Source organism: Kitasatospora sp. NPDC094015 (genome assembly GCF_040304075.1).
Classification (GTDB): Bacteria; Actinomycetota; Actinomycetes; order Streptomycetales; family Streptomycetaceae; genus Kitasatospora.
In genome coordinates this window covers 12,986-25,330 of the sequence record NZ_JBEOUL010000030.1, presented here as the reverse complement: position 1 = coordinate 25,330, position 12,345 = coordinate 12,986, and the positions used below count along the sequence as shown (strand labels likewise).

Here is a 12,345-nt window from a genome sequence, read left to right as displayed (position 1 = left end):
GACACGCGAGACGTGAGAAGAGATCACACCATGGCGAACTTCACCGCCGCGGACGTCAAGAAGCTCCGTGAGCTCACCGGCGCCGGCATGATGGACTGCAAGAAGGCTCTGGACGAGGCCGAGGGCGACGTCCAGAAGGCCCAGGAGTTCCTGCGCATCAAGGGCCAGAAGGGTGTTGCCAAGCGCGAGGGCCGCGACGCCTCCAACGGTGCGCTGTCGCTGGTCCTGGAGGGCGGCAACTCCGGTGTCCTGCTCGAGCTGAACTGCGAGACCGACTTCGTCGCCAAGGGCGAGAAGTTCGTCGAGGTCGCTGACGCGCTGGCGAAGCACATCGCCGCCGTCTCCCCGGCCGACCTGGACGCCGCGCTGGCCTCCGAGATCGAGCCCGGCAAGACCGTCCAGCAGTTCGTGGACGAGGCCAACGCCAACCTGGGCGAGAAGATCGTCTTCAAGCGCTTCGCCCAGTTCTCGGGTGACAACTTCGTCGCCGCCTACATGCACCGCACCTCCCCGGACCTGCCGCCGCAGGTCGGCGTCCTGGTCGAGCTCGACAAGGAGAACGCCGAGGTCGCCAAGGACGTCGCGCAGCACATCGCCGCCTTCGCCCCGAAGTACCTCTCGCGCGAGGACATCCCGGCCGCCGACATCGAGAACGAGCGTCGCGTCGCCGAGGCCACCGCTCGCGAGGAGGGCAAGCCCGAGGCCGCCCTGCCGAAGATCGTCGAGGGTCGCGTGACCGGCTTCGTCAAGGAGAACTCGGTCCTCGAGCAGGCCTTCGCGAAGGACAACAAGAAGTCCGTCGCCAAGGTCCTCGACGAGGCCGGCGTCACCCTCAAGCGCTTCGTCCGCTTCCGCGTCGGCGCCTGAGCCGGTTCCCCCGCGCTTCCGGCCTAAGGTAGGAGGCGCTCCGCCCCTCGCCGGGGGCGGTAGGAACGCGCCGATCAGGCTCTCCGGTACCCCGTGGGGCGCCGCGTCGGCACCATGAACGACGAGGAGGCCATTGCCGTGCAGGACACCGTACCGGTTCCCGCGGCAGTGGCCTCCTCGCGTGTAACCGCAGGTCCGGGAACCGCACCCCCGGCACTGTGAGCAGCACATGAGCCCTGCGCAGCGCAGGCGGAGAAGGAGAGGCCCCATGCACCAGACACAGGAGACCGCGCAGGACGGCAACCGCCGGCGGGTTCTGCTCAAGTTGTCCGGTGAGGCCTTCGCCGGCGGCGGCGGCCTCGGTGTCGACCCGGACGTCGTGCACGCGATCGCCCGGGAGATCGCCACGGTGGTCCGCGCGGGCACCGAGGTGGCGGTCGTGATCGGCGGCGGCAACTTCTTCCGCGGCGCCGAGCTGCAGGTCCGCGGCATGGACCGGGCCCGCTCCGACTACATGGGCATGCTCGGCACCGTGATGAACTGCCTGGCGCTGCAGGACTTCCTGATCAAGGAAGGCATCGAGACCCGGGTCCAGACCGCGATCACCATGGGCCAGGTCGCCGAGCCGTACCTGCCGCTGCGCGCCGTCCGGCACCTGGAGAAGGGCCGCGTGGTCATCTTCGGCGCCGGGATGGGCATGCCGTACTTCTCCACCGACACGACCGCCGTGCAGCGTGCGCTGGAGATCCACGCGGAGGTCCTGCTGATGGGCAAGAACGGCGTGGACGGGGTGTACGACGCGGATCCGCGGACCAACCCCGCGGCGGTCAAGTTCGATGCGCTGGACTACACCGAGGTGATCGCGCGCGATCTCAAGGTGGCCGACCTGACCGCGATCACGCTGTGCAAGGACAACAGCCTGCCGATGCTGGTGTTCGAGCTGTTGGCCGAGGGCAATATCGCCCGTGCGGTGAAGGGTGAGAAGATCGGCACACTCATCAGCCAGGATTCCGCCCGGGCCTGAGCAGCAATCAGCCGTCCGGGGTACCGGTACGGGACTACAGCAGATGAAGCGGACAGGGAGCACACAGTGATCGATGAGACCCTCCTCGAGGCCGAGGAGAAGATGGAGAAGGCCGTGTCGGTCGCGAAGGACGACTTCGCCGCCATCCGCACGGGCCGCGCGCACCCGGCGATGTTCGCCAAGATCGTCGCGGACTACTACGGCGCCATCACGCCGATCAACCAGCTCGCCTCGTTCGCCGTGCCGGAGCCGCGGATGGCGGTCGTCACCCCGTTCGACAAGAGCGCGCTGCGCAACATCGAGCAGGCCATCCGTGACTCGGACCTGGGCGTCAACCCGTCGAACGACGGTTCCATCATCCGGGTGGTGTTCCCGCAGCTGACCGAGGAGCGCCGCAAGGAGTACATCAAGGTCGCCCGCGGCAAGGGCGAGGACGCCAAGGTCTCCATCCGGTCGATCCGTCGCAAGGCCAAGGACGCCATCGACAAGCTGGTCAAGGACGGCGAGATCGGCGAGGACGACGGCCGCCGCGGCGAGAAGGAGCTCGACGACCAGACGGCCAAGTACGTCACCCAGATCGACGAGCTGCTCAAGCACAAGGAAGCCGAGCTGCTCGAGGTCTGACGAGGCGCGCCCGACGCCCCGACGTCCCCGGATCCCGGGGCCGGACGGGGCGGGGCGCTCCCCGCACACCTTTCGGCACAGCACCTTTTTCGGCACAGCACCTCCCGCACCCCGCTGCCGCGGGTGACCCTTCCCCCGCACCGGCCGCTGCGAGCCGGCCCGCCGTCGCCCGCGACCGGCCGGCGGACCGAACGGGTCACGCGCGGCGCACTGCGGTGTACCAAGGGGGCACTGCGGCGCAGACTCAGTTCATGCCCACTGTCCAGGAGACACCCGTGGCCCAGCCCGACCAGCAGCCCCCCAAGCCGCGCGGCGGCCGCAACCTGCCAGCGGCGATAGGCGTGGGCGTCGGCCTAGGCGCGGTCATCGCGGCCTCGCTGTTCGTGGTGAAGGCCTTCTTCCTGGTGGTGGTCACGGCCGCGGTGGCGGTCGGGGTGTGGGAGCTGACCAGCCGGCTGTCCGAGCGCAAGGAGATCCACGTCCCGCGCGAGCCGCTGCTGCTCGGCAGCGTGGCGATGCTGGTCACCGGCTACTTCGCGGGCGCGCAGTGGGCCGCCGCGGTGCTGGCGCTGACCGGACTCGCGGTGATGATCTGGCGGATGAGCGCGCCGCCGGAGAACTACCTGCGGGACATAACGGCGGGCATCTTCACCGCCTTCTACGTCCCGTTCCTGGCCACCTTCGTCGCGCTGATGCTGTCCGCCGACGACGGCTCCTGGCGGATCCTGCTCTTCCTGGTCGTCACCATCTGCAGCGACACCGGGGCCTACGCGGTCGGCTACAAGTTCGGCCGCAACAAGCTCGCCCCGACGATCAGCCCCGGCAAGACCCGCGAGGGGCTGGCCGGCGGTATCGGGCTGTCGATGCTGGCCGGCGCGCTGCTGATGCAGTACGTCATCGACGACGGCACCTGGTGGCAGGGGCTGATCCTCGGCGGCTGCGCCGCGGTGATCGCGACGCTGGGCGACCTCGCCGAGTCGATGATCAAGCGTGACCTGGGCATCAAGGACATGGGCACCCTGCTCCCGGGGCACGGCGGCATCATGGACCGGCTGGACTCGCTGCTGCCGACCGCCCCGGTGGTCTGGCTGCTGCTGGCCGCCTTCGTCGGCGGCTGACCCGCCCCAGCACCGGCCCGCCTCCCGCCCCGGCGGCGCGGGCCCGGCCCGAGCACCACGGCAGGCCCCGGACGCCCGGCGTCCGGGGCTTTCGCCATCTGCGACACTGGATGAACCATGCCTAAGCCCGGAGAACTGACCTTCGTCGCGCCGCGCGGCGCCAAGCCCCCGCGACACCTTGCCGACCTCAGCCCCGCCGAGCGCAAGGAGGCCGTCGCCGAGCTGGGCGAGCAGCCGTTCCGCGCCAAGCAGCTGTCCAACCACTACTTCGGCCGGATGTCGAACGACCCGGAGAGCTGGACGGACATCCCCGCCGCGAGCCGGGACAAGCTGACCGAGAGCCTCCTGCCGGACCTGATGTCGGTGGTCCGGCACGTGTCCTGCGACGACGACACCACCCGCAAGACGCTCTGGAAGCTGTTCGACGGCACCCTGGTCGAGTCGGTGCTGATGCGCTACCCGGACCGGGTCACCATGTGCATCAGCTCGCAGGCCGGCTGCGGGATGAACTGCCCGTTCTGCGCCACCGGCCAGGCCGGACTGACCCGCAACCTGTCCACCGCGGAGATCGTCGAGCAGATCGCGGCGGGGATGCGGTCGCTCAAGGAGGGCGAGATCCCGGGCGGCGAGGCGCGGCTGTCGAACGTGGTCTTCATGGGCATGGGCGAGCCGCTGGCCAACTACAACCGGGTGCTGGCCTCGATCCGCCGGCTCACCGACCCGGCCCCGGACGGCTTCGGCCTGTCCCAGCGCGGCATCACCGTCTCCACCGTCGGCCTGGTCCCGGCCATGAACCGGCTCGCGGACGAGGGCCTGAGCTGCCGCCTGGCGCTCTCGCTGCACGCCCCCGACGACGAGCTGCGCGACGAGCTGGTCCCGGTGAACACCCGCTGGAAGGTCGCCGAGGTGCTGGACGCGGCCTGGAACTACGCGGAGAAGTCCGGCCGCCGGATCTCCATCGAGTACGCGCTGATCAAGGACATCAACGACCAGGCGTGGCGGGCGGACCTGCTCGGCCGGCTGATCAAGAACCACCGGGTGCACGTCAACCTGATCCCGCTGAACCCGACCCCGGGCTCCAAGTGGACCGCCTCCCGCCCGGAGGACGAGCGCGAGTTCGTCCGCCGGCTCCAGTCGCACGGCGTGCCGACCACCGTCCGCGACACCCGCGGCCAGGAGATCGACGGCGCCTGCGGCCAGCTGGCCGCCGCGGGCTGAGCCGGTAGCCGGCCCTGACCGGGTAGCCGGCCAGGCTCGACTACCCGGTCAGCGCACCGGCCGCGAGCAGCGCGGTCAGGCCGCCGGTCACCAGCAGGACGGTGCCGGCGGCCACCGTGCGCAGCGCCACCGCGCCGACCAGCAGGCCGGGGGCGGCGCCGAGCCGCAGCAGGTCGTCGGTCACCGGGCGCCGGGCGGCCCTGAGCTCGATCAGTCGGAAGGCGGCGGCGCCCGCCGCGCACCCGACCAGCAGGATTCCCTCGGCCGCGGGCAGCGCCTCGGCGGTGCCGGGGTGCCCGGTCCACTGCCGGGCGCCGGTGAGCACCACGGCCAGGGTGAGGGCGAGCACCGCGAGCGGCGCGGCCAGCCGGCCGGCCTGCGCGGTGAGCCCCCGACCGGCGAGCAGCCGCAGCGGGGTGGGCCGGCCGAGCGCGAGCAGCCGGCCGGCGAGCGCCAGCAGCGGCCCGGTGAGCAGCGCCAGGCCGAGCGCGGCGAGCGACCAGCCGATCAGCAGCGCCGAGCTGGCGGAACCCATCCCGGCGGGCAGGTCGATCGGCCGCCCGTCCTGGGCGGCGCCGGGGCGCAGCCCGTACAGCTCCAGGGCGGTGCCGACCACGGTGAGGCCGAGCGGGAGGGCGATCCGCAGGGGGTGGAAGGCGGGCGCCGGGAGTTCGGTGGGCCGGCCGACCAGCTGCTCGGGGGCGCTCACGGCGCCAGCGGCGGCGAGGCCGCCGGCCAGCGGTACCAGGGCGAGCAGGGTGATCGGGGCCGCGGACGGCAGCGGGGTGCCCATGCCGAGGTCGGCGGCGAGCGAGGCGTCGGCGATGTCGTTGCGCAGCACCAGGAAGAGCAGCAGGGCGATGCTGCTGCCGAGCACGCAGGCGAGCGCGGTCTCGCCCGCGATCAGGGCCCTGATCCGCCTGGTGCCGGCGCCGGCGGCGGTCAGCCCGGCGATCCGCTCGGGGTGCTGGCCGGGGACGGCGCGGGCGGCGACGGCGGCCAGCCAGCCCACCGCGAGCAGCGGCGGCAGGCACCAGAGCAGCCGGGGCAGCGAGGCTCCGGCGGGGTCGCCGAGCGCCCGGCCGAGGGCCCGCAGCAGGAAGGCCGCCAGCACCGCGGCGGCGGCCGCGGTGAGCAGCCAGCGGCCGAGGTCGTGGATCCGGTAGCCGCGGGCCATGCGCAGGTAGAGCACGACGGCCTCCTCAGCGCCCGGCCGAGACCGCGGTGGCGGTCCGGGCCGGCACCGGGGTGACCGGCCCGGTCAGCCGGCCGTCCACCAGGGCGACGGTGCGGTCGGCGTAGCGGGCGGCCTCCGGGTCGTGGCTGGCCAGCACCAGGGTGAGCTGGTGGGAGCGGGCGGCGCTGGCCAGTATCCGGAGCACCTGGTCCTGCGCCTCGCGGTGCAGCGGGGCGGTGGGGTCGTCCGCGAAGACCACGGTCGGCAGCGGTGCCAGGGCCCGGGCCACCGCGATCCGCTGACGCTGGCTCTGGAGCAGTTCGGCGGGGCGCCGGGCGGCGCAGTCCGCGACGTCCAGGCGCTCCAGCCAGTCACCGGCCGCGCCGTGGGCGGCCTTGTGGCCGGCGCCGGCCAGCAGCAGGGGCAGGGCGACGTTCTCGCGGGCCGTCAGTTCCGGCACCAGGTGCGGCTCGGAGCCGACGAAGCCGAAGCGTTCGCGGCGCAGCCGCTCCCGGCCGGCCCGGGACAGGGTGTGGACGGGGCCGCTGTTGAACCACACCTCGCCCTCGTCGACCGGGACCAGGGCGGACAGGCAGCCGAGCAGGGTGCTCTTGCCGGAGCCGCGCGGGCCGGTGACGGCGAGCACCTCGCCCTCCCGGACGCCGATCGAGACGCCGCGCAGGGCGGGGGTGCCGTGGTGGGACTTGACGATCCCCCGGGCCCACAGCACGTCGTTGTCGGGCGGGGCCGCTGACATGAGGTTCCATCCTGATGGCTGCGCAGGGATATGACAGTCGTCAGATTAGAACGACCGGGGCGCTCCGTGGTTGCGGCGCACTGGCCCATTACCGGTCAAATCGGCACCTATCCGGCTCGCCGGGACCGGAAATCCACCGCCGGACCGGAAATCGGCGGGCGCGGAACGCACCGCAGGGCGGTCCCGGAGGCCGGGACCGCCCTGGCGGCGGAGGGTGGGCGGAAGGTCAGAGCTTGGCCCACGCGTCGGTGAGGCTGGTCCGCAGGATCTGCTCGATCTCGTCGAAGGTCGACTGGTTCGAGATCAGCGGCGGGGCCAGCTGGACGACCGGGTCGCCACGGTCGTCGGCGCGGCAGTACAGGCCGTTGTCGAAGAGCGCCTTCGACAGGAAGCCGTAGAGCACGCGCTCGACCTCGTCGTCGTTGAACGACTCCTTGGTGACCTTGTCCTTCACGAGCTCGATGCCGTAGAAGTACCCGTTGCCGCGGACGTCGCCGACGATCGGCAGGTCGCGCAGCTTGTTCAGGGTGCCGAGGAAGTTCGCCTCGTTGTCCAGCACGTGCTGGTTCAGGCCCTCGCGCTCGAAGATGTCGAGGTTGGCCAGCGCCACCGCCGAGGAGACCGGGTGGCCGCCGAAGGTGTAGCCGTGCAGGAAGGTGTTGTCGCCCTTGTAGAACGGCTCCGCGAGGCGGTCCGAGATGATCGTGGCGCCGATCGGGGAGTAGCCCGAGGTCATGCCCTTGGCGCAGGTGATCATGTCGGGCTGGTAGCCGAACTTGTCGGCGCCGAACATGGTGCCCAGGCGGCCGAAGGCGCAGATGACCTCGTCCGAGACCAGCAGCACGTCGTGGCGGTCGCAGATCTCGCGCAGGCGCTGGAAGTACCCGGGCGGCGGCGGGAAGCAGCCGCCGGCGTTCTGCACCGGCTCGACGAAGACGGCGGCGACGGTGTCGGCACCCTCGTTGAGGATGGCCACCTCGATCTCGTCCGCGCACCAGCGGCCGTAGGCCTCCGGGTCCACCGTGCCGTCGGGGCCGGCCAGGAAGGCCGGGGCGCGGTAGATGTTGGTGTTCGGGGCCTTGTGGGTGCCCGGCACCAGCGGCTCGAACGGGGCCTTCAGGCCCGGCAGACCGGTGATCGACAGGGCGCCCTGCGGGGTGCCGTGGTAGGCGACGGCGCGCGAGATGACCTTGTACTTGGTCGGCTTGCCGGTCAGCTTGAAGTACTGCTTGGCGAGCTTCCAGGCGGTCTCGACGGCCTCGCCGCCACCGGTGGAGAAGAAGACCTTGTTCAGGTCGCCGGGGGCGTAGTTGGCCAGGCGCTCGGCCAGCTCGACGGCCTTCGGGTGGGCGTAGCTCCACACCGGGAAGAAGGCGAGCTCCTTGGCCTGCTTGGCGGCGGCCTCGGCCAGCTCCTCGCGGCCGTGGCCCGCCTGGACGACGAACAGGCCGGCCAGGCCGTCGAGGTACTTCTTGCCCTTGTCGTCAAAGACGTAGGTGCCCTCGCCGCGCACGATGGTCGGCACGGGGGAGTTCTCGTACGACGACATGCGGGTGAAGTGCATCCACAGGTGGTCGTAGGCGGTCTTCGAAAGGTCCTTCTGTGCCGGGTCGGCGCTCATCGGGTGCCCCAGGTGTAGGTCTGTTTCCGGAGCTTCAGATAAACGAAGCTCTCGGTGCTCCGCACGCCGGGAAGCGCGCGGATGCGCTTGTTGATCATTTCGAGCAGGTGCTCGTCGTCCTCGCAGACCAGCTCGGCCAGCAGGTCGAACGAGCCTGCGGTGCAGACCACGTAGTCGACCTCGTCGAGCGCGGCCAGCGCGTCGGCGACGGGCTCGACGTCGCCTTCGATCCGGATACCGACCATCGCCTGACGGGTGAATCCGACGGTGAGCGGGTCCGTGACGGCGACGATCTGCATCACGCCTTGATCGAGCAGCTTCTGGACCCGCTGGCGCACGGCCGCCTCGGACAGGCCGACGGCCTTGCCGATGGCGGCGTACGGGCGGCGCCCGTCCTCCTGGAGCTGCTCGATGATCGCCTTGGAGGCGGCGTCGAGGGGAACGCTGGCGTTCCGGTCGCGGTTGGCCACGTCGCCACTGTGCCTGATGCAGTCCGGTCGCGCAACCCAACGTGCTGCTGATTTCGTCGCTGTTTTCAAAAATCGATACGGATTGCGTGGGCCTTCCCGAGAAGACCTGTCGATACCGCCAGCTGTCGAGGTAGCCTGATGAGGTACACGCGGAGGCGTGCACACGTCCACCAGTGGACAGCGGACCTGCCGTTTCGGCGGGTCCGCCCCGCGCGGTGCCGGAGTACCCTGGCGCCGGAACTGCAACGCCGCAGGCCAGACCGTAGGAGAGACCCGTGAGCGAGCTTCGTACGCTGCGCAACTACATCAACGGTGAGTTCGTCGATGCGGCCGACGGCCGCACCCTGGACGTGATCGACCCCACCACCGGCGAGGTGTACGCGACGTCGCCGCTGTCCGGTGCGGCCGACGTGGACGCTGCGATGGCCGCCGCCGACGCCGCCTTCCCGGCCTGGCGGGACGCCACCCCGAGCACCCGCCAGAAGCTCCTGCTGAAGATCGCGGACGCGGTCGAGGCGCGGGCCGACGAGATCGTGGACGCCGAGTGTCGCAACACCGGCAAGCCGCGCGGACTGACCCTCTCCGAGGAGATCGGCCCGATGGTGGACCAGCTGCGCTTCTTCGCCGGCGCCGCGCGCCTGCTGGAGGGCAAGGCCGCGGGCGAGTACATGGACGGCATGACCTCGATCGTCCGGCGCGAGCCGGTCGGCGTCTGCGCCCAGGTCGCGCCGTGGAACTACCCGATGATGATGGCGGTGTGGAAGTTCGCCCCGGCCATCGCGGCGGGCAACACCGTCGTGCTCAAGCCCTCGGACACCACCCCGGCCTCCACCGTGCTGCTGGCCGAGATCATCGGCGGCGTGCTGCGCGACCTCGACCTGCCGGCCGGCGTGTTCAACGTGATCTGCGGCGACCGCGAGACCGGCCGCCTGATGGTCGAGCACTCCACCCCGGCGATGGCCTCCATCACCGGCTCGGTCCGCGCGGGCATCCAGGTCGCCGAGTCGGCGGCCAAGGACGTCAAGCGGGTCCACCTGGAGCTCGGCGGCAAGGCCCCGGTCGTGGTCTTCGAGGACGCCGACATCGCCGAGGCCGTCGAGGGCATCTCGGTGGCCGGCTACTTCAACGCCGGCCAGGACTGCACCGCCGCCACCCGCGTGCTGGTGCACGAGTCGATCCACGACGCGTTCGTGTCGGCGCTGGCCAAGGCGGCCGGCGAGACCAAGACCGGCGGGATCGACGACGAGGACGTGCTGTACGGCCCGCTGAACAACGCCAACCAGCTCAAGCAGGTGGCCGGCTTCATCGACCGCCTGCCGGCGCACGCCAAGGTCGAGGCCGGCGGCCACCGGGTCGGCGACGTGGGCTACTTCTACGCCGCGACCGTGGTCTCCGGGCTGAACCAGGACGACGAGATCATCCAGAACGAGGTCTTCGGCCCGGTCATCACCGTGCAGAAGTTCTCGGACGAGGACCAGGCCGTCGGCTACGCCAACGGCGTGGACTACGCGCTGGCCTCCTCGGTGTGGACCAAGGACCACGCCCGCGCAATGCGGATGTCGCGCCGGCTGGACTTCGGCTGCGTCTGGATCAACACCCACATCCCGCTGGTGGCGGAGATGCCGCACGGCGGCTTCAAGAAGTCCGGCTACGGCAAGGACCTGTCCTCGTACGGCTTCGAGGACTACACCCGGGTGAAGCACGTGATGACCGCGATCTGAGCGGGTCATCGCCGTCGGGGCGAGCATGACCGCGATCTGAGCGGGTCTTCACGGTCAGGGCGAGCATGACCGCGATCTGACCGCGGATCGGATCGCGATCCGAGCGGGTCCGACGCGGTAGCGGCGACGCGCGCCAGGGGCGCGGGGAACGGCGGGACCGGCCCTCCACCACGGAGCGGCCGGTCGGCGGCCGGGCCCCGCGCCCTTGGCGCGCCCGCAGCGCCGTGCGCCGTACCTGTCACCATGTCGGCCGACGCGCGGACCGCCTGACAAGATGCATCTGCATCCGCGCGGCCGATGTCCCTACGCTGGCCGCATGAGCATCCCCACTGCTGACTCGGCCGCCGGGCAGGCCGTCAAGGCCGCCGACCGCGCGCACGTCTTCCACTCGTGGTCCGCCCAGGCGCTGATCGACCCCCTCGCGGTGGCCGGTGCCGAGGGTTCCTACTTCTGGGACTACGACGGCAACCGCTACCTGGACTTCTCCTCGCAGCTGGTGAACACCAACATCGGTCACCAGCACCCGAAGGTGGTCGCGGCGATCCAGGAGCAGGCGGCGAAGCTCTGCACCATCGCCCCCGGCTTCGCGGTCGAGCCCCGCAGCGAGGCGGCCCGGCTGATCGCCGAGCGCACCCCCGGGGACCTCGACAAGATCTTCTTCACCAACGGCGGCGCCGAGGCGAACGAGAACGCCATCCGGATGGCCCGGCTGCACACCGGCCGGCAGAAGGTGCTCTCCACCTACCGCTCGTACCACGGCGCCACCGCCAACGCGATCGCGCTGACCGGCGACCCCCGGCGCTGGGCCAACGAGACCGGCGTCTCCGGCATCAAGCACTTCTGGGGCCCGTACGCCTACCGCTCCAACTTCCACGCCGAGAACGAGGCGCAGGAGTGCGAGCGCGCGCTGGCCCACCTGGAGCAGGTGCTGGCCTTCGAGGGCCCGGCCACCGTCGCCGCGATCATCCTGGAGACCGTGGTCGGCACCGCCGGCATCCTGATCCCGCCGCCCGGCTACCTGGCCGGGGTTCGGGAGATCTGCGACCGCCACGGGATCGTCTTCATCCTGGACGAGGTGATGGCCGGCTTCGGCCGGACCGGTGCGTGGTTCGCCGCCGACCACTGGGGTATCACCCCGGACCTGCTCACCTTCGCCAAGGGCGTGAACTCCGGTTACGTGCCGCTCGGCGGCGTGGCGATCTCCGCCGAGATCGCGGCGACCTTCGCCGAGCGCCCGTTCCCGGGCGGCCTGACCTACTCGGGCCACCCGCTGGCCTGCGCCTCCGCGGTGGCGACCATCAACACGATGGCCGAGGAGGGCATCGTGGAGAACGCCAGGCACATCGGCGAGAACGTGCTCGGCCCGGGCCTGCGCGAGCTGGCGGAGCGTCACCCGTCGATCGGCGAGGTCCGCGGTCTCGGCGTGTTCTGGGCGCTCGACCTGGTGAAGGACCGCGCCACCCGCGAGCCGCTGGTGCCGTACAACGCGGCGGGCGCCGCCAACGCGCCGATGGCCGAGCTGGCGGCGGCCTGCAAGCAGCGCGGGCTGTGGCCGTTCGTCAACATGAACCGCTTCCACGTGGTGCCGCCGTGCACCGTCACCGAGGAGGAGGCCAAGGCGGGTCTGGCCGTCCTGGACGAGGCCCTCACCGTGGCCGACGCGCACACGGTCTGACGACCTCCACCACCGCGCACGAGCACGTACGAGGGCCCCGGGCAGCAGCACCGCCCGGGGCCCTCGCCCGTCC

At 71.3% G+C, this 12,345-nt stretch carries 11 protein-coding genes; 7 read left to right on the top strand and 4 right to left on the bottom strand.

Going from position 1 to position 12,345, the window contains the following annotated elements; genetic code table 11:
* The first annotated feature begins 30 nt into the window (after window positions 1-30).
* From tsf to rlmN, 5 genes are all read left to right on the top strand, one after another.
* Entirely contained in the window at window positions 31-867 is an 837-nt protein-coding gene (tsf, locus tag ABT014_RS27845) for a translation elongation factor Ts (protein ID WP_350641963.1), read from the top strand.
* A gap of 268 nt (window positions 868-1,135) precedes the next feature.
* Window positions 1,136-1,891 (top strand): UMP kinase, encoded by a 756-nt coding sequence (gene pyrH, locus ABT014_RS27840; RefSeq protein WP_350641962.1) that lies wholly within the window; start codon window positions 1,136-1,138, stop codon window positions 1,889-1,891.
* A gap of 66 nt (window positions 1,892-1,957) precedes the next feature.
* A complete protein-coding gene (frr, locus tag ABT014_RS27835) occupies window positions 1,958-2,515 on the top strand; it encodes a ribosome recycling factor (RefSeq protein WP_350641961.1) in 558 nt (185 codons plus the stop codon).
* Window positions 2,512-3,633, top strand: coding sequence for a phosphatidate cytidylyltransferase (locus ABT014_RS27830; protein ID WP_502895117.1), 1,122 nt, complete (start codon window positions 2,512-2,514; stop codon window positions 3,631-3,633). The genes frr and ABT014_RS27830 overlap by 4 nt, the downstream gene beginning before the upstream one ends.
* A 117-nt stretch (window positions 3,634-3,750) precedes the next feature.
* Window positions 3,751-4,851 (top strand): dual-specificity RNA methyltransferase RlmN, encoded by a 1,101-nt coding sequence (gene rlmN / locus ABT014_RS27825; RefSeq protein WP_350641959.1) that lies wholly within the window; start codon window positions 3,751-3,753, stop codon window positions 4,849-4,851.
* A 40-nt stretch (window positions 4,852-4,891) separates the two neighbouring features.
* Here the strand turns inward: rlmN and ABT014_RS27820 are convergent, their stop codons facing one another.
* The 4 genes from ABT014_RS27820 to ABT014_RS27805 all read right to left on the bottom strand — a co-directional run bounded on the left by ABT014_RS27820 (window position 4,892) and on the right by ABT014_RS27805 (window position 8,876).
* Complete coding sequence (locus ABT014_RS27820; protein ID WP_350641958.1) at window positions 4,892-6,043, bottom strand: hypothetical protein; 1,152 nt, start codon at window positions 6,041-6,043, stop codon at window positions 4,892-4,894.
* Between the two features lie 10 nt (window positions 6,044-6,053).
* The gene (locus tag ABT014_RS27815) at window positions 6,054-6,785 is read right to left on the bottom strand and encodes an ABC transporter ATP-binding protein (protein ID WP_350641957.1); all 732 of its coding nucleotides are present in this window, start codon (window positions 6,783-6,785) and stop codon (window positions 6,054-6,056) included.
* A 226-nt stretch (window positions 6,786-7,011) separates the two neighbouring features.
* Window positions 7,012-8,406: an aspartate aminotransferase family protein gene (locus ABT014_RS27810; protein WP_350641956.1), complete on the bottom strand. Its 1,395-nt coding sequence runs from the start codon at window positions 8,404-8,406 to the stop codon at window positions 7,012-7,014.
* Window positions 8,403-8,876 (bottom strand): Lrp/AsnC family transcriptional regulator, encoded by a 474-nt coding sequence (locus tag ABT014_RS27805; RefSeq protein ID WP_350641955.1) that lies wholly within the window; start codon window positions 8,874-8,876, stop codon window positions 8,403-8,405. Before ABT014_RS27805 ends, ABT014_RS27810 begins: the two co-directional genes overlap by 4 nt.
* Window positions 8,877-9,151: 275 nt before the next feature.
* Here ABT014_RS27805 and ABT014_RS27800 point away from each other — a divergent pair, with 275 nt between their 5' ends.
* Window positions 9,152-10,597, top strand: coding sequence for a gamma-aminobutyraldehyde dehydrogenase (locus tag ABT014_RS27800; protein WP_350641954.1), 1,446 nt, complete (start codon window positions 9,152-9,154; stop codon window positions 10,595-10,597).
* Between the two features lie 316 nt (window positions 10,598-10,913).
* Window positions 10,914-12,272: an aspartate aminotransferase family protein gene (locus tag ABT014_RS27795; RefSeq protein ID WP_350641953.1), complete on the top strand. Its 1,359-nt coding sequence runs from the start codon at window positions 10,914-10,916 to the stop codon at window positions 12,270-12,272.
* Window positions 12,273-12,345: the final 73 nt, after the last annotated feature.

Bases quoted from the DNA above. Each gene is read 5' to 3' on its own strand.
- tsf (WP_350641963.1), top strand. From the start codon at position 31: ATGGCGAACTTCACCGCCGCGGACGTCAAGAAGCTCCGTGAGCTCACC.
- pyrH (WP_350641962.1), top strand. From the start codon at position 1,136: ATGCACCAGACACAGGAGACCGCGCAGGACGGCAACCGCCGGCGGGTT.
- rlmN (WP_350641959.1), top strand. From the start codon at position 3,751: ATGCCTAAGCCCGGAGAACTGACCTTCGTCGCGCCGCGCGGCGCCAAG.
- ABT014_RS27815 (WP_350641957.1), bottom strand. From the start codon at position 6,785: ATGTCAGCGGCCCCGCCCGACAACGACGTGCTGTGGGCCCGGGGGATC.
- ABT014_RS27810 (WP_350641956.1), bottom strand. From the start codon at position 8,406: ATGAGCGCCGACCCGGCACAGAAGGACCTTTCGAAGACCGCCTACGAC.
- ABT014_RS27795 (WP_350641953.1), top strand. From the start codon at position 10,914: ATGAGCATCCCCACTGCTGACTCGGCCGCCGGGCAGGCCGTCAAGGCC.